This window comes from Haloparvum alkalitolerans, from assembly GCF_055381565.1.
The window spans coordinates 2,589,100-2,606,664 of sequence record NZ_AP043938.1; the positions used below are offsets into that span (position 1 = coordinate 2,589,100).

General features: G+C 70.2%; 20 protein-coding genes. 5 read left to right on the plus strand and 15 right to left on the minus strand.

Translation table 11 applies throughout. The annotated features are described in order from the left end of the window. Window positions 1-210: 210 nt before the first annotated feature. The 6 genes from ACZ432_RS15125 to ACZ432_RS15150 form a co-directional block, all read right to left on the minus strand. Window positions 211-1,581 (minus strand): geranylgeranyl reductase family protein, encoded by a 1,371-nt coding sequence (locus tag ACZ432_RS15125; RefSeq protein WP_426964247.1) that lies wholly within the window; start codon window positions 1,579-1,581, stop codon window positions 211-213. Between the two features lie 107 nt (window positions 1,582-1,688). Beyond that, window positions 1,689-2,750, minus strand: a complete 1,062-nt coding sequence (locus tag ACZ432_RS15130) for an ABC transporter permease (RefSeq protein ID WP_426964249.1) — start codon at window positions 2,748-2,750, stop codon at window positions 1,689-1,691. Further along, window positions 2,743-4,035 (minus strand): ABC transporter permease, encoded by a 1,293-nt coding sequence (locus ACZ432_RS15135; RefSeq protein WP_426964251.1) that lies wholly within the window; start codon window positions 4,033-4,035, stop codon window positions 2,743-2,745. The genes ACZ432_RS15130 and ACZ432_RS15135 overlap by 8 nt, the downstream gene beginning before the upstream one ends. Continuing rightward, on the minus strand, window positions 4,032-5,651 hold the full coding sequence (locus ACZ432_RS15140) for an ABC transporter ATP-binding protein (protein WP_426964252.1): 1,620 nt from the start codon (window positions 5,649-5,651) through the stop codon (window positions 4,032-4,034). The genes ACZ432_RS15135 and ACZ432_RS15140 overlap by 4 nt, the downstream gene beginning before the upstream one ends. A gap of 151 nt (window positions 5,652-5,802) precedes the next feature. Next, window positions 5,803-6,954, minus strand: a complete 1,152-nt coding sequence (locus ACZ432_RS15145) for a BMP family lipoprotein (protein ID WP_426964253.1) — start codon at window positions 6,952-6,954, stop codon at window positions 5,803-5,805. Between the two features lie 177 nt (window positions 6,955-7,131). Beyond that, a complete protein-coding gene (locus tag ACZ432_RS15150; RefSeq protein ID WP_426964254.1) occupies window positions 7,132-8,643 on the minus strand; it encodes a phosphohexomutase domain-containing protein in 1,512 nt (503 codons plus the stop codon). An 86-nt stretch (window positions 8,644-8,729) separates the two neighbouring features. Between ACZ432_RS15150 and ACZ432_RS15155 the strand changes: the two genes are divergently transcribed. Then, window positions 8,730-9,008 carry an acylphosphatase gene (locus ACZ432_RS15155; protein WP_426964255.1) on the plus strand — a complete coding sequence of 93 codons (279 nt, stop codon included), beginning with the start codon at window positions 8,730-8,732 and terminating at the stop codon, window positions 9,006-9,008. Between the two features lie 10 nt (window positions 9,009-9,018). Here ACZ432_RS15155 and ACZ432_RS15160 read toward each other — a convergent pair whose 3' ends face one another. Both ACZ432_RS15160 and ACZ432_RS15165 read right to left on the minus strand, forming a co-directional pair. Next, window positions 9,019-9,429 (minus strand): CBS domain-containing protein, encoded by a 411-nt coding sequence (locus ACZ432_RS15160; protein ID WP_426964256.1) that lies wholly within the window; start codon window positions 9,427-9,429, stop codon window positions 9,019-9,021. Between the two features lie 102 nt (window positions 9,430-9,531). Next, on the minus strand, window positions 9,532-10,308 hold the full coding sequence (locus tag ACZ432_RS15165; RefSeq protein WP_426964258.1) for an enoyl-CoA hydratase/isomerase family protein: 777 nt from the start codon (window positions 10,306-10,308) through the stop codon (window positions 9,532-9,534). A gap of 129 nt (window positions 10,309-10,437) precedes the next feature. On the opposite strand from ACZ432_RS15165, the gene ACZ432_RS15170 reads away from it, so the two are divergent. Continuing rightward, window positions 10,438-10,947: a DUF5797 family protein gene (locus ACZ432_RS15170; protein WP_426964259.1), complete on the plus strand. Its 510-nt coding sequence runs from the start codon at window positions 10,438-10,440 to the stop codon at window positions 10,945-10,947. Window positions 10,948-11,032: 85 nt separating this feature from the next. Continuing rightward, window positions 11,033-11,842 (plus strand): DUF2797 domain-containing protein, encoded by an 810-nt coding sequence (locus ACZ432_RS15175; protein ID WP_426964260.1) that lies wholly within the window; start codon window positions 11,033-11,035, stop codon window positions 11,840-11,842. A 140-nt stretch (window positions 11,843-11,982) separates the two neighbouring features. Here ACZ432_RS15175 and ACZ432_RS15180 read toward each other — a convergent pair whose 3' ends face one another. From ACZ432_RS15180 to ACZ432_RS15195, 4 genes are all read right to left on the minus strand, one after another. After that, a complete protein-coding gene (locus ACZ432_RS15180) occupies window positions 11,983-12,105 on the minus strand; it encodes a hypothetical protein (protein WP_281176555.1) in 123 nt (40 codons plus the stop codon). A 137-nt stretch (window positions 12,106-12,242) separates the two neighbouring features. Beyond that, a complete protein-coding gene (locus tag ACZ432_RS15185; RefSeq protein WP_426964261.1) occupies window positions 12,243-12,884 on the minus strand; it encodes a flavin reductase family protein in 642 nt (213 codons plus the stop codon). After that, complete coding sequence (locus tag ACZ432_RS15190; RefSeq protein WP_426964262.1) at window positions 12,881-13,360, minus strand: VOC family protein; 480 nt, start codon at window positions 13,358-13,360, stop codon at window positions 12,881-12,883. The genes ACZ432_RS15185 and ACZ432_RS15190 overlap by 4 nt, the downstream gene beginning before the upstream one ends. Window positions 13,361-13,438: 78 nt before the next feature. Further along, the gene (locus tag ACZ432_RS15195; RefSeq protein ID WP_426964264.1) at window positions 13,439-13,888 is read right to left on the minus strand and encodes a DoxX family protein; all 450 of its coding nucleotides are present in this window, start codon (window positions 13,886-13,888) and stop codon (window positions 13,439-13,441) included. 69 nt (window positions 13,889-13,957) lie between these two features. Here ACZ432_RS15195 and ACZ432_RS15200 point away from each other — a divergent pair, with 69 nt between their 5' ends. Next, the gene (locus ACZ432_RS15200) at window positions 13,958-14,353 is read left to right on the plus strand and encodes a winged helix-turn-helix transcriptional regulator (protein WP_426964265.1); all 396 of its coding nucleotides are present in this window, start codon (window positions 13,958-13,960) and stop codon (window positions 14,351-14,353) included. Window positions 14,354-14,419: 66 nt separating this feature from the next. Next, window positions 14,420-14,893 (plus strand): hypothetical protein, encoded by a 474-nt coding sequence (locus ACZ432_RS15205; RefSeq protein ID WP_426964267.1) that lies wholly within the window; start codon window positions 14,420-14,422, stop codon window positions 14,891-14,893. A 51-nt stretch (window positions 14,894-14,944) separates the two neighbouring features. Here the strand turns inward: ACZ432_RS15205 and ACZ432_RS15210 are convergent, their stop codons facing one another. The 3 genes from ACZ432_RS15210 to cyaB form a co-directional block, all read right to left on the minus strand. Next, complete coding sequence (locus ACZ432_RS15210; protein WP_426964268.1) at window positions 14,945-15,400, minus strand: DUF5804 family protein; 456 nt, start codon at window positions 15,398-15,400, stop codon at window positions 14,945-14,947. 73 nt (window positions 15,401-15,473) lie between these two features. Continuing rightward, window positions 15,474-16,676 carry a methionine adenosyltransferase gene (locus tag ACZ432_RS15215; RefSeq protein ID WP_058366666.1) on the minus strand — a complete coding sequence of 401 codons (1,203 nt, stop codon included), beginning with the start codon at window positions 16,674-16,676 and terminating at the stop codon, window positions 15,474-15,476. 137 nt (window positions 16,677-16,813) lie between these two features. Continuing rightward, window positions 16,814-17,383 carry a class IV adenylate cyclase gene (gene cyaB / locus ACZ432_RS15220; protein WP_426964270.1) on the minus strand — a complete coding sequence of 190 codons (570 nt, stop codon included), beginning with the start codon at window positions 17,381-17,383 and terminating at the stop codon, window positions 16,814-16,816. Window positions 17,384-17,565: the final 182 nt, after the last annotated feature.

Below are 17,565 nucleotides of genomic sequence, written 5' to 3' on the forward strand. Positions count from 1 at the left end.
GGTGAGCGCGGCGCCTGCGCCGCGCGAACCCGACGATGAAAAAGGTCGGGTTGCGGTGCGGGTTTCTGTCGGGGTCGTGGTACCGCGGCGGCGCGAGGGCGCGAAGCGCCCGCAGCGCCGACCGCGGCCCCTTTTTGGTCGAGCTTTTTCAAGGGCGGGTGAGCGCGCCGCTGTGCGGCGCGCAAACCCAACCGCAGAAAAAGGTCGGTGTTAGTACTTCGGGTCCGCGCCGGTCGTCTCGTAGACGCGCTCCATGATCGCGTCGCGCTGCTCGGTCCAGCGCGCCATCTCGTCGGGGTGGGAGGGGTACGACTCGTAGTGGGCGAGCAGTTCGTCCGCGAGCTGTTTCGTCTCGTAGAAGTTCCAGATCTGGCGCCAGTAGCCGAAGCTCTTGATCGCGGACTTCAGCTTGAGCGTCAGCGACATCGAGGTGGAGCCCTCGTAGAGCGCCTCCGCGAGGTTCTCGCCCGGGAGCGACGCCAGCAGGCCCATCAGGTCGTCCACGTCGACCGCGGTCGAGAGGATGTTGTACACGTCAAGGGCGGCGTATCGGCCGCCGAAGTGGTCCATCACGCGCTCGTTGTAGCGCCAGAGCGCGTCCTCGCTCACGTCGCCGTCGGTGACGGCCTCGACCGCCTGCTCGCCGGCGTACTGGCCGGCGTAGGCGGCGCCCGCGATGCCGCCGCCCGTGGTGGGGTTGACGTGGGCGGCCGCGTCGCCGACCGCGATGTACCCCGGCGCGGTCGCGGAGTCGTAGGGGCGGCGGGTCGGGAGCGCGGCGCCGAGCTTGTCCGAGACCTCCGCGTCCTCGAACTCGGGGCGGTCGCGGAGGTCCTTCTTCAGCGAGTCGACGAGCTTCATCGGCTCCTCGTTCATCTGGAAGCCGAGGCCGGCGTTGATCGTCGTGTCGGTCCGCGGGAAGTACCAGAGGTAGCCCGCGGCGCGCTCGGTGGGCTTGAACACGAGCGCGTCGTCCCACTCGACCGGCTCGGGCACCTCGACGATCTCGCGGTACGCCGAGCAGAACTGCGAGTAGCTGACGTTCGTGTCGAAGGTGGCGTCCTCGAAGTCGGTCTTGTCCTGCAGGATCGAGAGCGCGCCCGCGCCGTCGATCAGCAGGTCCGCGTCGTAGCTGACGCCCTCGCCGCGGCGTTTGCCGACGACGCCGGTGACGGTACCGTCGTCGGCCTGCTCCACCTCGGAGACGACGGTGTCGTAGTGGAACTCCACGCCCGCGTTCTCCGCGCCCTCGATGAGCTTGCGGCCGTACTCCCAGCGGTCGATGACCGCGAGTTCGCCGGGGACGGGGATCTCGAGCACCGTGTCCTCCTTCGGAATCTCGAAGCGGCCGTGGTCGACGCCCGTGTTGGTGAACGCCGACTCGATCTGCGATTTGGGGATCGCGTCGGGGAACGCGTCGGCCCCCTTGAGCGCGTCGCCGCAGGCGATGTGGCCCGCCTCCTCGGCGGTCTTTCGCTCCACGACGACGACGTCGAGCCCCTCCCGGGCGATCGTCGCCGCGGCGTAACAGCCGGCGGTGCCCGCGCCGACCACGACGACGTCGTACTCGTGACTGCTCATGCCCGGGAGGTGGTCCCCGCGGTGGCAAAACTCTTTATGCCCGTTTGCGTCGCTTTCGGGGAGTCAGAAGGGGGAGACGCGGCGCGGTGTCGGCCAGCCCGCGGACCTCAGTCCTCGGTCTCGTAGTGTTCGCCGGCCGCCTCGGGGAGCCGCGTCCGGCCCACGAGCGCGAGGACGACGATGACGACGACGTACGGGATGGTCTGGACGAGCGTGTCCGGGACCGCGTAGCCGAGCTGCTGGAGCCGGACCTGCATCGCGTCGAGGCCGGCGAACAGCACGCCGGCGCCGAACGCGCCTATCGGGTTGTAGTTGCCGAACAGGTACGCGACGATGGCGATGAACCCCTTCCCCTGCACCATCGTCTCGCCCGAGCCGACGAACTGGCCGATCGAGAGCGCGAGCGCCGAGCCGCCGACCCCCGAGAGCACGCCCGACAGCAGGACGCCGGCGTGGCGCACCCTCGAGACGGAGACGCCGACGGTGTCGAGCGCCTTCGGGTTCTCGCCGGCCGCGCGCAGGTGCTTGCCGAAGGCGGTGCGGTTCAGCGTCCACCACGAGGCGGCCGTGGCGACCACGACCATCGCGGCCGAGTAGGCCCAGCCGACGCTGACGCCGAGGTTCGGGGTGTTCACGCCGCCGAAGAACACCGTCGACATGAACGGCGCCAGCCCGAGCGCGATGAGCCAGACCGCCAGCCCGGCGATGATCTGGTCGGCCTTGAACTCGATGCAGACGATCCCGAAGACGCCCGCGAGCGCGGTCGAAGCGGCGACGCCCGCGAGGAACCCGACGACGATGGCGGGCACCCCCAGCACGGCGTTTCCGGCGCCCACCAGGCTCGTGGCGTACACCGAGACGAACGCCGAGATGATCAGCAGCCCCTCCAGCCCGATGTTGATCACGCCCGACTTCTCGGCGAAGATGCCGCCGAGTGCGGCCAGCACGATGGGGGCCGCGAGTCGCGCCGTCGCTGTCGCGGTGCCGACGTTGAAGACGATCCCGGAGAGATCGCCGGCGATGGAGTCGGGGAACAGCAGCCCGCCGATCCCGAGCGCCGTCAACAGGACGGAAAGCGCGATCCCCGCGAGCGCGAGCGAGCGCACGTAGTCGTCCTCGATCAGGTCGTCGACGACCGGCACGTGCACCTCGTCGATCGGGTTACGCATCGGTCTCACCCCCCTCGGACGCGGCCGCGGCGTCGTCGGTCGTCCCCCTCGCGGGACCGCCCCCGTCCAGTCCCGCGAACCGGCCGATCATCCGGAAGAACTCCGGCATCGCGACGAAGAGGATGATGAGCCCGCGCAGCACCGCCACCAGCTCCGTCGGCACGTCGGTCTGGAACCCGATCTCCAGTGCACCGCCCTTCAGCAGCCCGAACAGGAACGCCGCCGGGAAGACGCCGAGCGGGTTGTTGCCGGCGAGGATCGAGACCGTGATACCGTCGAAGCCGAGGTCCGGGACGGAGGCGATCCAGCGACCCTCGGACATCAGCACCCACACCGCGCCGCCGACGCCGCCGAGCGCGCCGGAGAGCGTCATCGCGCGGACCGTCGTGAGCTTGGCGTCGACGCCGCCGTACTCGGCCGCGGCCGGCTGGATGCCGCTCGTGCGCAGGTCGTAGCCGAACGTCGTGTGTTCGATGAGGACGTAGAGGCCGACGACGAACAGCACGCCGGCGAGCAGCGCGGCCTCCGCGAAGTCGCTGGAGCCGGGGAAGAACCACGGCTGTATCTGGGCGTGTTCCGGAACGTACTGGGTGGCGACGACGGAGCTCCCCTCGGCGCGGAACACCTCCAGCACGAGGACGTACGCGATGTTCGCCGCGATGAAGTTGAGCATGATCGTCGTGATCACCTCGTTGGCGTCGGCGTACGCCTTCAGCGCGCCGGGGATGGCGCCCCACACGCCGCCGGCGATGGCCCCGGCGAGGACGCCGATGACGATCAGGGCGGTGCCGCCGAGTCGTCCGGTCGGAAACACGGGCGCGGCCGCGACGACCACCAGCGCGGTCGCGAGGCCCCCGACCACGAGCTGGCCCTGCGTCCCGATGTTGAACAGGCCGGCGCGGAACGCGACCGCGACGGACAGCCCCGTGAACACCAAAAGCGTCGTCTCCGACAGCGTCAGCCCCAGCGAGAGGTTGAACGGCGTCCAGTCGGGGTTGAACAGCCCCGGCTCCCCGAACGCGAAGGGGTAGCCGAGGGCCCCGTTGAACAGCACGGCGTACACCTGGAACGGGTCGTAACAGAAGCCGAGCCCGGTCACGGGCATCGTCCACGCGGCGGTCTCGCAGGCCGCGACCCGCCCCGATGCGAGAATGATGAAGAAGCCGACGACGATCGACAGGAAGATGGCCGCCACGCTGATCAGTAGCCGCTCGGCCACCGACAGATCGACGAACGACCGCAGGAACTCCCGAACCGACCGCGCTATCGCGTCGGTCCGGCTCACGCGTCCACCTCCTCGTCCCCGTCGGTCCCGTCCGCCGCCGAGCCGTGAGCGAGGTCGTCACCCGCGGCTTCGCGTACGCGTGCGGTCTCGATGGACTCGTCGTCCGGCGACTCCCCGGCCATCAGTAGTCCGAGTTCCTCCTCGGTCACCGTTCCCGGATCGACCACGCCCGAGAACGTGCCCTCGTGCATCACCGCGAGCCGGTCGGAGAGCCCCTGCACCTCGTCGAGCTTCGAGGAGACGAGCAACACCGCCTTTCCCTCGGCGCGGAGCTCGAGCAGGCGGTCGTGGATGAACTCGGTCGAGCCGATGTCGACGCCGCGAGTCGGGTGAGTCGCCACGACGAGGTCGGGGTCGCGCTCGAACTCCCGGCCGACGATGAACTTCTGCTGGTTGCCGCCGGAGAGGGACTCCGCGGTCGCCTCGCGGTCCGGCGGCCGCACGTCGTACGCCTCGATGACCCGGTCCGCGTGGTCCTTGGAGGCGTCCCAGTCGATCCGGCCGGACGACGCGAACGGGGGGTCGTGCTGGCTGCCCAGGATGCCGTTCTGCGTCAGCTCGTAGGACATCACCAGCCCGCGCTCCTGTCTGTCCTCGGGTACGTACGCCATCCCTCGGTCGATCCGTTCGCGTCGGGAGACGTCGTCCATTGGCTCGCCGAGGTACCTGACCGACCCCGCGGTCGCTTCGCGGAGCCCGGTGATCGCCTCGACGAGCTGTGACTGTCCGTTGCCGTCGACGCCCGCGATCCCGAAGACCTCGCCGGCGCGGATATCGAAGGAGACGCCCGAGACGGCCTCGACGCCGCGGTCGTCGTCGGCCCGGAGGTTCGAGACGCCGAGAACACGCTCGCCCGGCTCCCGGGGATCCGCAGCCGGCTCCATCAGCACCTCGCGGCCGACCATCATCTCCGCGAGGTCCTCGCGGGTCACCTCGTCGGTCGAGACGGTGCCGACGTTGACGCCGTCGCGGAGGACGGTCACGTCGTCGGCCGCGCGGAGCGCCTCGCCGAGCTTGTGGGAGATGAAGATGATCGTCTTCCCCTGATCGGTCAGCTCATCGAAGACAGCGTAGAGGTCCTCGACCTCCTGTGGCGTCAACACGGCGGTCGGTTCGTCCAGGATCAGGATGTCGGCGCCGCGATACAGCGCCTTCAGGATCTCGACCCGCTGTTGGACGCCGACGGAGACGTCCTCGATGCGCGCGTTCGGGTCCACGTCGAACCCGTATCGCTCGCTCAGTTCCCGGACCGCCTCGCGGGCGGCGTCGGCGTCGACGCGGAGCCCGCCCCACGTCGTCGGCTCGTTACCGAGGACGACGTTCTCCCAGACGGTCATCGGGTCGACCAGCATGAAGTGCTGGTGGATCATCCCGATTCCGGCGTCGATCGCGTCGCGCGGCGAGTCGAACTGCCGCGGCGCGCCGTCGATGCGGACGGTCCCCTTCGTGGGTTCATAGAGCCCGTACAACACGTTCATCAGCGTGGTCTTGCCCGCTCCGTTCTCGCCGAGCAGGGCGTGGACGCTCCCGCGCTCGACCACGAGGTCCACGTCGTCGTTGGCGACGACCCCGGGGAACCGTTTCGTGATGCTGTCCAGGTGGACCGCCGGGTTCATTGACCGATCGGTCCGCGGGGAGCGGTAAAAGCCCGCGGATCCGAACTGGCGACTCGCCGTCAGAACCGGTCTCGGCGGCGCTGGCGCCGGTTCGGGGTCGAGACAGCAAAGGCTCGGCGTCGTGTCGACGGCACCGCGGAAGCGGGACGGCTCAGTTGCCGTCCGGCTCGGTCGGGACGTCGATGTCGCCGGCGATGATCGCGTCGCGAGCGTCGCTGACGGCGGTCGTCGCGTCGTCGGGTATCTCCCCGCCGATCTCGTCGCCGTAGACGCACTCCACGCCGTTGGACTCCAGCCCGAGTTCGACGACGCTGCCGCCCTGGTGGTCGTCGTCGACCACGTTCGAGATGGACTGGAACACCGCGTTGTCGACGCGCTTCACCATCGACGCGAGGATCACGTCGGAGAACTCCGGCTCGGTGATCGACTGGTCGAGGTCGACGCCGAACGCGAACCGACCCTCCTCCTGGGCCGCCTGGAACACGCCGACGCCCGTTGCGCCCGAGGCGTGGTAGACGATGTCCGCGCCGCTCTGGTACATCGACAGCGCGGCCTCCTTCCCGCCGGAGGGGTCGGAGTAGCTCCCGACGTAGCTGGTGATGACGTCGACGTCGTCCGTCGCGTAGTCGACTCCGGCCTCGAAGCCGGCCTGGAACCGGCGGATGACCGGGCTGTCGACGCCGCCGACGAAGCCGACGTTCGTGGAGTCGCCGGCCGTCTGGCCCGCGCCGGCCGAGAAGGAGGTCGTCGTCAGGTTGCCCGCGAGCACGCCCATCAGGAACGAGCCCTCGTGCTCCTTGAACACGTAGTTCGCGACGTTCGGCTCCTCCAGCACGGAGTCGACGAGCATGAAGTTCTGCTCGGGGAACTGGGGCGCGTTCTCCGCGAGCGCGTCCGTCTGGTTGAACCCGATACAGGAGACGAGGTCGTAATCGGGGTCGGTCGAGCTGGCGTAGCGCTGCTGGTACTGGCCGAACTCGCCGGTCCCCTCGGGCTGGGACTCGTCGAAGGAGATGCCGAGCTCCTCTTCGGCACGGACGACGCCCTCGCGGGCGGCGTCGTTGAAGGAGTTGTCGCCGAGGCCGCCGTCGGAGTAGACCATGCCGACGTGCGCCGGCACGTCGCCGCCGGACTCGGTCTCGCCGTCCCCGCCGGTCTCCGTCTCCTCCCCGTCGGAGCCGCCCTCCGTCTCCTCGCCGCCGGAGCCGCCGTCCTCCGGACCGCCGGTACAGCCCGCCAGCCCGACGATACCGGCCGCGCTTGCCGCCTTGATGAACCGCCGCCGATTCGGATCGGATGCCATGTCGTCTGAAACGGGAACGCTCGCGGGCATAAATTCGTCGCTATGCGGACATCGTATTGCACGTTCGTCCGACACGTCCCCCGTTCCGGCCCGAAACGCGGGCGGATCTGCGGGACGCTGTACACCTCCGTGCGGTGTATGGATCGATCACCAGAAACACCGCCGGGGGTCGTCCCGTCAGGCCCCGGACGCCCCGTCGACCGCGTCGGCGACGACGCCGCTCGCCTCCTCGACGAGCGCGTCCACCTCGTCGCTCTCCGCGTAGACGCGGACGTACGGCTCTGTTCCGGAGGGACGCACCAGCACCCACGAGGCGTCGGGGAACTCCAGCCTGACGCCGTGTTCGGTCGAGACGTCCGCCTCGGGGAACGCGTCGGGGAGCGCCGTCTCGAGGCGCGCCATCACCCCGGTCTTGCGGTCGTCGGGACAGTCGACGCTGACCTTGCGGTAGGGGCGTTCTGTCACGGGCTCGCGGAGGGTCTCCAATCCCTCCGCGGCCACGAGCCGTGCGATCACGGCCGCCGAGCAGACGCCGTCGATCCAGCCGCCGAAGCCGGCGTGGACGTGCTTCCACGGCTCCGCGGCGAACACCACCTCGGCGTCGGGCGCCTCGCCCGAGGCGGCCGCGGCCTCGACGCTCGCGATACCCTCGTGGAGCGCGCCGAGCCGAACGCGCTCGACGCGCCCGCCCGCGGCCGCGACGCGCTCGTCGATGCGCCCGGACGCGTTCGGCGTCGTCACGACCACCGGGTCGTCGCCGTCGTGGGCGCGCGTGTAGTGCTCCGCGAGGACCGCGAGCACCGTGTCCTCGTGGACGACCTCGCCGTCGGCGTCGATCAGGACGATGCGGTCCGCGTCCCCGTCGTGTCCGATGCCAAAGGCGAACCCCTCGGCGTCGCCGTCCTCGGCTTTCTCTCCCCCGGCGTCGTCCGCTCCGCCCGGTCGGCCGGGCGCCGCGACGTCCTCGTTGGCGTCCGCGACGAACGCGCGCAGGTCCGCGAGCGTCTCGGGGGTCGGCTTGCTCCCGCGGCCGGGGAAGTGCCCGTCGACGTTGGCGTTGAGCGTGACGACCTCGGCGCCGAGTTCCCGGAGGACCTGCGGGGTCGCGACCGACGCCATCCCGTTGCCGCAGTCGACCGCGACGCGGAGCCCGTCGAGCGGCGCGCCGAAGCGCCGGGCGTAGTCGGCGACGGCCGCGCGGTAGTCGGGGAGCACCTCGATCCGCTCGGAGTCGGTCCACGCGTCCCAGTCGGTCGGGGACGGGTCGTCCGCGACGCGCTCCTCGACGGCGGCCTCGATGTCCCGGTCGAACTCCGTCGCGTCCCGGAACAGCTTGATCCCGTTGTCGTGCGGCGGGTTGTGCGAGGCGGTGAGCATCACGCCGTGGCGCTCGCGGGCGGCGTACGCCAGCGCCGGCGTGGGGAGCACGCCCGCCCGGAGGACCTTCGAGCCCGCGGCGCTCAGTCCGGCCTCCGCCGCCGCCGCGAGCGCCGGGCCGGTCACGCGACCGTCGCGTCCGACGACGACCTCCGGTGGCTCGCCCTCGGCCGGGTCCTCGGAGCCGGCCCCCGGTTCCTCCGCCGCTTCCCGCGCTATCGCGCCGACCGCGCTGCCGACCGCGAGCGCCAGGGCCGGCGTCACCCGGTCCTCGACGCCGCCGCGGATCCCTGCGGTACCGAACAGTTCCATGGGCGAGTCGTCGGCCGGCGCGCGTTAGAAGCCGTCGGTTGCGCGCGGGCGTCCGTTTGAAGTTCGCCGGCCGCGATCCGTTCCGCATGAGCGAGCGCACCCGCGCACACGTCCACGTCTCCGGGACCGTACAGGGCGTCTACTACCGCGCGAACACCCGCGACGCGGCCCGCGAGAAAGGGGTCGACGGCTGGGTCAGAAACCTCGACGACGGTCGAGTGGAGGCGGTCTTCGAGGGACCCACGCCCGCCGTCGAGGAGCTAGTCGCGTGGTGCGAGACCGGCAGCCCCGCCGCCGACGTCGACGACGTGGCGGTGACGTGGGAGGACCCGGAGGGGATCGAGGGGTTCGAGGTCCGCTGGTAGCCGGCTCGCCTCAGACCACGTCGGCGGCGGCCGTGTCGAGTCCGGCGACGTACTTCGCGATGTCCGTCGTGGAGACCATACCGATGAGTCCCTCCTCCTCGTCGACGACCGGCACGTGGTGGAAGCCGTGCTCGGTCATCAGGTTCGCGACCTCCTGGACGGAGTCCTGTGCACCGGCGGTCACCACGTCCGTCGACATGTAACGCTCGACGGTCGTCTCGGCCTTCGGCTTGCTCGCGGCGACGATGGCGACGAAGTCCGTCGTGGTGAGGATCCCCCGCAGCGCGCCGTCCTCGCCGACGACGAGCAGCGAACCGATCCCCTGATCGAGCATCAGGTCCGCGGCCGGCTCGACGAAGGTGTCCGGCGTCACCGTCACGGGGTCGGTGCTCATCACGCGGGCGACGAGAACGTCTTGCATGGCTAACCGTGACACAGGCGCGGACAAAAGGGTGTCGCCATGCCCTCCCGCGGTCGGGGCGACTCTCGGGGCGGCTCTCGGGGCGGACCCAAGCGCGTCGGGCTACTCGAACTCGGGGTCGCGCTTGTCGAGGAACGCGTCCATCCCCTCGCGCTGGTCGCGGGTGCCGAACAGCCCCGCCCACGTCCGGCGCTCGAACGCGAGCCCCGCCTCGCGGGATCCCTCGTAGCCGGCGTTGATCGACTCCTTGGCGGCCGCGAGCGCGTGGCGCGGGCCGGCGGCGAGCTCCCCCGCGAGCTCCGCGACGCGGTCCTCGAGCTGGTCGTGCGCGACGACCTCGCCGACGAGCCCCATCTCGTGGGCGTCGGTCGCGTCGACGCGGTCGCCGAAGAAGATCAGCCGGCGCGCGGTCTCGTCGCCCACCAGTCGGGGGAGTCGCTGCGTGCCGCCCCAGCCGGGGACGATACCGAGTTCCACCTCCGTCTGTCCGAGCGTGGCGCGCTCGGAGGCGACGCGCAGGTCGCAGGCGATGGCGAGTTCACAGCCGCCGCCGAAGGCGTAGCCGTTGATCGCGGCGATGGTCGGCGCGGGGAACTCCGCGAGCCCGCTGGCGATCCGATGACCGAGCTCCGCGTACGCCTGCGCCTCCGGCGTCGAGAGGTCCCGCATGTAGGAGATGTCCGCGCCCGCGACGAACGCCTTCTCGCCCGCGCCGGTCAGGACCAGCGCGCGGGCCTCCGCCTCCCGCGCCTCCGCGAGCGCGTCCTCCAGCGCCTCCAGGGTGGGGACGTTCAACGCGTTGAGGCTCTCCGGGCGGTCGACCGTCACCGTGGCGACCCCCGCGTCGTCGATCTCCAGCGTCACCGTGTCTGCGGCCATGCCCGACCCGTGGGCGGGAGGGGTGAAAACCGTTCCCCGGACCGTCCCGGCCGGTCCCAGAACGCGCCCGACCGCTCGCGCCGCGGTTCCGGAACGTCCATTTGTGGCGGCCGCGAACCGCTTCGCAAGATGGGACTGAGCGACGAGGAGTTGGACCGGCTCGCGGACGTGGTCCGGCTCCAGCCGACGAAAAACGCCGAGCTACAGGAGGCGTGGGGGATGGAGAGCGGCAGCGAGGTCCACGGCTACCTCGAAAGCCACCTCACGGACTACTACTTCCGCGACGACGACAGCCTGATCCGCGCCACGAGCGAGGCGGCCGACCTCGTCGACGTGGAACCGGGCGTGGAGTCCGACGCCGACGCCGAACCCGGCGGCGTCCCGGACACGATACGCGTGCCCGAACTGCAGGCGCGGGTGTTCGAGGTCGTCGCCGGCCCCGAGGAGCGCTCGCAGTCCGTCGTCTCGGTACTCAACGACCTCCGCGAGACGTTCGGCATCGACCCCGACGTGGACGACGTCCGCCGCGCGCTCCGCAGTCTGGAGCGCAAGAACGTCGTCGAAGTGGTCTACCGCACCGTCCCGACCTTCCGACTCGCGGTCGAGCGCGACGCCGTGACCGTCGAGGTCGCCGAGTAGCCCCGACGCTCCCCCGTTCTCCCGCTCAGTTTCACCGTTCCCGCCGACGGACAGGCCTAAGCCGCCCGCGGGCGTACGCGCTCCCGTGCAGATCGTCGGGTACGACGCGGGCGACGCCGGCCTCCTGTTGAGCCGCGGCGACGCGGACGACGCGAACGGCGCGAGCGCGGCCGGCGGCGACGCGACCCGCGACGGCGACGTGACGTATCTCGACCTGACGCCGGGCACCGAACTTGACTACGCGCTCGGCGAGCGGCGCTGTGCCGGCACGGTCCACGAGGGGACCCACGTCCCCTGCGACGCGCCCGAGGCGCCCTACTGCGACGCCCACTCGCACGTCTGGGTCTGCGCGCGGTGTACCGGGACGTGTCTGAAAGACGAGATGGACTGCTACGAGGACCACGCCGTCTACCTGGCGGCGTTCGCCCCCGACCGCTTCAAGGTCGGCGTCACGCGCCTGTGGCGGCTCGAAACTCGGCTCCGCGAGCAGGGCGCCGACCGCGCGGCTCACGTCAGGACCGTCGAGAACGGACGGGTCGCCCGCGAGATCGAGGCCGGGCTCGCGGAGGGGTCGGACCTCGTCGACCGCGTGCGGATCCCCACGAAGCGTGCCGGCCTCGCTGCCGACGTGGACGACGGCGCGTGGGCGAGCCTGCTCGACCGGTTCGACGTGACGGAGCGGTTCGACTTCGACTACGGCCTCGACCTCGCGGAGCGCCCGATGGCCGAGACGATGGCGGCGGGGACCGTGGTCGGAACGAAGGGCCGCCTGCTCGTCCTCGAGCGCGGCGGGTCGACGTACGCGGTCGACATGCGCGACCTGGTCGGCTACGAGGTGGCCGAGGGGCGGGCCGACCGGGACCTCCAGTCGAGCCTCGGCGCGTTCGGCGAGTGAGGGAGTGCCGACGCTCGCGGTGAGAAGCCGGAACGGTCGATCCGCGGTGAGAAGCCGGAACGGTCACTCCCGGTGAGAGAGGCCGGAGCAGCCGCTCCGCGGTGAGAGACGAGACGGAAGCAGCGTCGACGCGCCGGGCGTTACTCCTCTTCCTCTTCTTCCGGCTCGCGGTCGCGGCCGCGTCCCCAGACCGCGTCCGCAGAGGTGTCGTTCGGTGCCGTGTGGGAGACGTCCTTCATCGTTCGTCGGTCGGAGTCGGTCATCGTGACACCGAGTAACGCGGTTCGGTATAAATGTGCTTCGGCGAATATGGTTATAACCATTATTAGCATACTTATGCCCTTATATAGAACGCCGACACGGCGCACGCGCCGCCGGACGGCCCGGAGCGCTGGGGTCGCTACGGCGGGCGCTCGATCTCGAACCGGTCGTCGGTGCCCGCGTACCAGTTCCCGGCAAGGCGGCCGACCGCGTCCAGTTTCTCCGTGTCGAGTTTCCCTTCGGTCGTGACGGCCTCGTCAACGTGCGCGTAGACGACCTCGCCGAGGACCATGGTGGATCCCCCGACTTCGATCGCGTCGGACAGTTCGCACTCGAAGCTCACCTTCGCCTCGGCGACGCGCGGCGCGTCGACGCGCTCGGCCTCGACGGGCGTCACGCCCGCGTGCTCGAACTCGCTCTCGTCCGGCGGGAGCGTCGCGCTGGACGCGTTCATCGACTCCACCAGGTCCGCGGTGACGACGTTGACGACGAACGCCTCCGTCTCCAGGGCGTTCGCGAGCGTGTCCTTCGGCGCGGTCGTCGTCGCGACCGGCGCGAACATCAGGACCGGCGGGTCGACCGCGACCACGTTGAAGAAGCTGTACGGCGCGAGGTTCTCGCCGGCCGGGCCGCGCGAGGAAACCCAGGCGATGGGCCGGGGGACCACGGCGCCCGACAGCAGCCGGTACGGGGAGCCGAACGCGTCCGGCTCGCCCCCGCGGACGCGGCGGTCGCTCCGCTCCGCGTCCTCGGACCCGCCCTCCGGGACAGGGTCCGTCATTCGTCGCCGTCCGCGAACGGGTCGATCTCGGCGCTGCCCGGCTCCGCCTCGTCGACGCCGAACCCCGGCCCCTCGGTGGCGAGCTCGAAGACGAGCCCGTCCGGGTCGCTGAAGTAGACGCTCTTGAAGTAGGTCCGGTCCTTCACCTGCGAGACGCGGACGCCCTGCTCCTTGAGGTGCTCGCGCCACTCCGCCAGCGTCTCCTCGTCCTCGACGCCGAACGCGAAGTGGTGGCTCGCGCCCGGTCCGGGCGCGCCCCGGGAGTCCGGATACTCGAAGTAGGTGACGGTGGCGCCGGGCTCGCCCGCGGGCGTGGGCGAGAAGTAGTAGTGTTTCGTCCCGGGGTCGTCGTAGTTCTGCGTGCGCTTGACGGTGTGCCAGCCGAGGGCGTCCTCGTAGAAGGCGACCGTCTCGTCCATGTCGGTACAGATGTTCGTCACGTGGTGCAAGCCGGTGGTGGGTGGCGCGTCGGTCATGAGTATGAGTGAGTCCGAATGAGTGGGGCAGTCAGTTAGCTATGCGGGCCGGAGGAGCAGTCGAACGACGCGGCGTCCTCAGAAGAGGCCGATGCCGACCGCGTAGGGCCAGGAGGCCCCGCCGACGGCCAGCAGCGCGAGCGCGGCGCCCGCACCGTAGACGTTCTTCAGGAACGAGGTCATCTCGTTCTGCTGTTCCTCGGGGTCGTCGACGGTCCAGAAGTCGTGCATCGTCACCGCGGAGACGATCAGGAAGACGGCGAGGCCGCCAGCCGCGATCACGGGGAACGCACCGAGGGCGACCCCGAGTCCGCCGAGCACGAGGACCGCGCCGGAGGCGATCACCGAGAAGCTCGGCGCCGGGAGGCCCTTGAACTCCGCGTAGCCGGCCATCTGCTCGAGGTTCATGAAGTGGTTCAGGCCCATGAACGCCAGCACCCCGCCGAACAGGAGCCGGCCGAGCAGGAAGATCTCGCCCGCGAGGGCGGTGTCGAACTGAAGCGGTAGCGTCGCGATTTCAGGTATCATCGTGTAACCACGTGTATGAACCGAACCCTTATAGGGGTTCCCGGACAACCGTCTCACCAGGTAACACCGATGTCATCGCCAGAATCTCTCACGGCCGGCCCCGAGGCGGCGGACGCGGAACGCGGCGACGCGCCGGCCCCGGTGGAGGGGACGGACCCGGGCGCCTGTCCGATCGTCGACTCCATCGAGCAGATCGGGTCCAAGTGGCGGCTCGTTGTCCTCCACGAGCTGCAGGACGGCGAGCGCCGGTTCAACGAGCTCAAGCGCGCGACGGACGCCAACTCGCGCACGCTCTCGCGGGTCCTCGACGACCTCCAGGAACTCGGCTTCGTCGCGCGCCGACTGGAGGAGGACGCCCCGGTCGCGACCTACTACAGCCTCACCGACAAGGGGGAGTCCCTCTCCGAGGTGTTCTCGGAGATCGAGTCGTGGGCCTTCGAGTGGCTCGCCGAGTGTGACGCCTGACGCCGGCCGTGGGGGCGAACCGGCCGTAGCAGCGACGACGCCACCAGCCCTGCCGCCCTCGTTCCCATGTACGCCGGCCTGACTCGGACCCCCTGTTGTCTCTGCGGCCGCGAGGAGGTCTCCTCCCGGATCGAGGTCCCGCCGCGGGCGCTCGGACTGATGGAGAACGGCGACCCCATCTCGTGGCGCGACGTGGTCGGCACGGTGTCGCTGGGCTTTTGCGAGAGCGACTGGGCGCTCGTCCGGGACCTCGTGTGCGACCTCGACACGCACCCGCTCTCCAGGTGCAACGCCGCGCACGTTTCGCTGGACCTCCGCGCGGACCACGAGGCGCTGTTCACCGCGGCGAAGGAAGCGACCGACCAGACCGAACTGGAGGCGCGGCGCGTCGAACGCGCCCGCCGGACGCTCGCGGCCGCCGAGGACGGAGGGAGCGTCGCCGGGACGGACGACCCCGAAGAGCGCGCGGTCGTCGAGGCCCTCGTCACCCTCCGCGCGCTCGCGGAACTCGGCGTGCTCGACGACGCCGCCGACGGTTAGTGGCGGCGGCGGTTACGACGCCGGGGGCGTGAGTCGGCGCTCGACCGACCATCAGCCCTCGAACTCGTCCTCGGTCACACGCACGACGACCGTCTCGCCGTCGTCCCCGCGCTCGTGGGTCGGGGTCTCGCCCTGCTCGCGCACCGCGAAGACTGGGTCGACGAGTCGATCGTCCTCGTCGACGGCGTAGATCTTCAGCCGCTGATCCGTCTCCGCGGGGCGGACCGTTCCGTCCCGAATCCGGGTCGCGAGGTCACGCGAGAGCCACTCCTCGCGCGACACGGAGGGTTCCCTGACGAGCGCCTCGTCGACGAAGCGAACGCAGTACCAGTTGAGGTCGTTCAGCAGCGACACCGCCGCGCCCAGGCTCACCGTCTCCACGGCGAGGCTGTTGGCGAACGGCTCCGCGATGTCGTAAGTCGCGAGCGCGTCGCGTGCGGTCTCGCGGGACAACAGTTCGTACTGGAGGGTCACCTCCGGGTCGCCCACGAGACACACCGTCGTCATACCCGGATCGACCCGCCCGCCGGCCAAATCGGTTGTGGTCCGCGGCGGGGAGCGTGTCCTCGCCGGTCGCCGATCAGAAGGTCGAAACGTCGCCCTCGATGACGCGGCGCGTCACCTCGGTCACGTCGGCGAGTTCACGGTCGACGATGGCGGCGACGTCCGCCTCGATGTCCGAGAGCTCGACGCCGTCCTCGGTGACGACCTGCGCGTCCGCGACGTGCGGCTCGTCGATGGGGCGGCCGATCTGCGAGAGCAGGCGGACCTGCAGGTCACGGATGCCGTCGACCTCGTCGGTGACGGACTCGGCGATCTCCGTCGACAGCAGGTTGTAGATCTTCCCGATGTGGTTGACGGGGTTCTTGCCCGAAGTCGCCTCCATCGACATGGGGCGGTTCGGCGTGATGAGACCGTTCGCGCGGTTGCCGCGGCCGACCGAGCCGTCGTCGCCCTGCTCCGCGGAGGTGCCGGTGACCGTAAGGTAGATCGAGCCGTCCTCGTAATCGTCGGCCGTGTTGACGTCGACGTTCACCTCGCGGTCGGTGTGGTCCTCCGCGAGGTCGAGGACGAACTCGCGCACGTCCGCGACCGCGTCGTCGTAGTCGTCGAGGTCGTCGACGTACGCGTCGACCATCGCGGCCGCGACCGTGATGTCGATGCGGTCGCCCTCGCGTTTGCCCATGATCTTCACGTCCGGGCCGAGTTCGGGGTGGTCCTCGTAGTAGGTCGTGTTGAGTTCGCGCTCGGCCTCGTGGACGATGCGCTCGGTCTCGGTGAGCGGGGCGTGGCCGACGCCGAAGGAGGTGTCGTTGGCCATCGGGACCTGCTGTTCGTCCTCGCCGAACACGTCCTGCAGGTCGCCCGACCCCTCGCCGAGCTTCACGTCGACGATCACGTCGGTACCGTACTCCAACTCGGGGACCGTCTCGGCGAGGTACTCGCGGGCGGCCGCGAGCGCGGTGGAGTCGACCGGGAGGTGCTGCCCCTCGTACTCCTTCGTCGCGCGGCCGACGATCAGGATGTAGATGGGCTCGACGACCTCGCCGCCGCCGAAGGCGGGCGCGGCCGAGCCCGCAGCGAGTTGCGTCTCGTCGGTGTTGTAGTGGAGGACCTTGCCGACGCGGTCGAGGTAGAGCTGCGAGAGGGCGCGCGAGACGGACTCCGCGATGCCGTCGCTGATGGAGTCGGGATGGCCGACCCCCTTGCGCTCCACGATCTCCACGTCCTGGTCCTCGACCGCCTGTCGGTCGAGGCGGCTTACCTGAATGTTGCGGCTCATTGCCCCCGGCTACCCGGTCGGTCGCAGTATAACTTGCGGAAACAGTCCGGCTGCGTCTGATGCTCTCGGGTTATGGTCTGGCAACGATTGCCCCGGTTTCTGACGACAGCCGTCACGACCTCACGCCTTCTTCCGGGTCACTCTCCCGCGAGAAGCATTCCGAGGTAGGAGGTCCTGATCCCGTCGTCGGGGTCGAGACCGAGGTCACGCAGTGCGGCCGCGGCTCGGTCGCGGGCCGCGGGAACCTCCGCCTCGGTGGCGACGGCCGTCTCCACCTCGACGTACTCGCCCACCTCGTCGACCGCGTCCAACGTGACCGTGAGCCCCTCGAACGCGTAGAAGGTCCGTTCCTTGCGAACCGTGGCGGCCGGCTCGTAGCCCAGACCCTCCAGAACGCCCGCCATCGCCGACCCGTCAGCCACCGCCGTCTCGTGTTCCTCCCGGCTCTTGGAGTCGTCGTCCACCAGCGGCCCCTTGTAGGTGACCTTCGTCGTCGGCGCCGAACCGTCCTCGGAACCGCCTTCACCGTCGAGCGGCGTCTCCTCCCGGAGCCGGAGCGCCTCGTCGGTCTCGGCGAAGTCGCGGTCGGGGGCGTCGTAGTAGGTGTCGACCTGTTCGAGCGCCGTCTCCCGCTGGGCGCCCGCGGCCTCTAACCGCTCACGGACAGCGTCGAGGTCGGCGGGAACCTTCAACTCGACTTCGTACATGTCCGTGGGAGCGCCCGGCAGAGACAAAAGAACCCCGGGACCGGCCGGTAGACCCGCAGCGCCCCATCGTTCAGAAAACGACCCCGGACGGTGCTGTGCGGGCGGTGCCGTGCAAGGAGTTTCCAGCGGAGGCGGTGCCGTGCAAGGTGGTTCCAGCGGGGACGGTGCCGTGCGGGCCGATG

Coding starts and splice junctions, on each gene's coding strand:
- ACZ432_RS15125 (WP_426964247.1), bottom strand. CDS start 1,581: ATGAGCAGTCACGAGTACGACGTCGTCGTGGTCGGCGCGGGCACCGCC.
- ACZ432_RS15130 (WP_426964249.1), bottom strand. CDS start 2,750: ATGCGTAACCCGATCGACGAGGTGCACGTGCCGGTCGTCGACGACCTG.
- ACZ432_RS15140 (WP_426964252.1), bottom strand. CDS start 5,651: ATGAACCCGGCGGTCCACCTGGACAGCATCACGAAACGGTTCCCCGGG.
- ACZ432_RS15145 (WP_426964253.1), bottom strand. CDS start 6,954: ATGGCATCCGATCCGAATCGGCGGCGGTTCATCAAGGCGGCAAGCGCG.
- ACZ432_RS15150 (WP_426964254.1), bottom strand. CDS start 8,643: ATGGAACTGTTCGGTACCGCAGGGATCCGCGGCGGCGTCGAGGACCGG.
- ACZ432_RS15155 (WP_426964255.1), top strand. CDS start 8,730: ATGAGCGAGCGCACCCGCGCACACGTCCACGTCTCCGGGACCGTACAG.
- ACZ432_RS15160 (WP_426964256.1), bottom strand. CDS start 9,429: ATGCAAGACGTTCTCGTCGCCCGCGTGATGAGCACCGACCCCGTGACG.
- ACZ432_RS15165 (WP_426964258.1), bottom strand. CDS start 10,308: ATGGCCGCAGACACGGTGACGCTGGAGATCGACGACGCGGGGGTCGCC.
- ACZ432_RS15170 (WP_426964259.1), top strand. CDS start 10,438: ATGGGACTGAGCGACGAGGAGTTGGACCGGCTCGCGGACGTGGTCCGG.
- ACZ432_RS15180 (WP_281176555.1), bottom strand. CDS start 12,105: ATGACCGACTCCGACCGACGAACGATGAAGGACGTCTCCCACACGGCA.
- ACZ432_RS15185 (WP_426964261.1), bottom strand. CDS start 12,884: ATGACGGACCCTGTCCCGGAGGGCGGGTCCGAGGACGCGGAGCGGAGC.
- ACZ432_RS15190 (WP_426964262.1), bottom strand. CDS start 13,360: ATGACCGACGCGCCACCCACCACCGGCTTGCACCACGTGACGAACATC.
- ACZ432_RS15195 (WP_426964264.1), bottom strand. CDS start 13,888: ATGATACCTGAAATCGCGACGCTACCGCTTCAGTTCGACACCGCCCTC.
- ACZ432_RS15200 (WP_426964265.1), top strand. CDS start 13,958: ATGTCATCGCCAGAATCTCTCACGGCCGGCCCCGAGGCGGCGGACGCG.
- ACZ432_RS15205 (WP_426964267.1), top strand. CDS start 14,420: ATGTACGCCGGCCTGACTCGGACCCCCTGTTGTCTCTGCGGCCGCGAG.
- ACZ432_RS15210 (WP_426964268.1), bottom strand. CDS start 15,400: ATGACGACGGTGTGTCTCGTGGGCGACCCGGAGGTGACCCTCCAGTAC.
- ACZ432_RS15215 (WP_058366666.1), bottom strand. CDS start 16,676: ATGAGCCGCAACATTCAGGTAAGCCGCCTCGACCGACAGGCGGTCGAG.
- cyaB (WP_426964270.1), bottom strand. CDS start 17,383: ATGTACGAAGTCGAGTTGAAGGTTCCCGCCGACCTCGACGCTGTCCGT.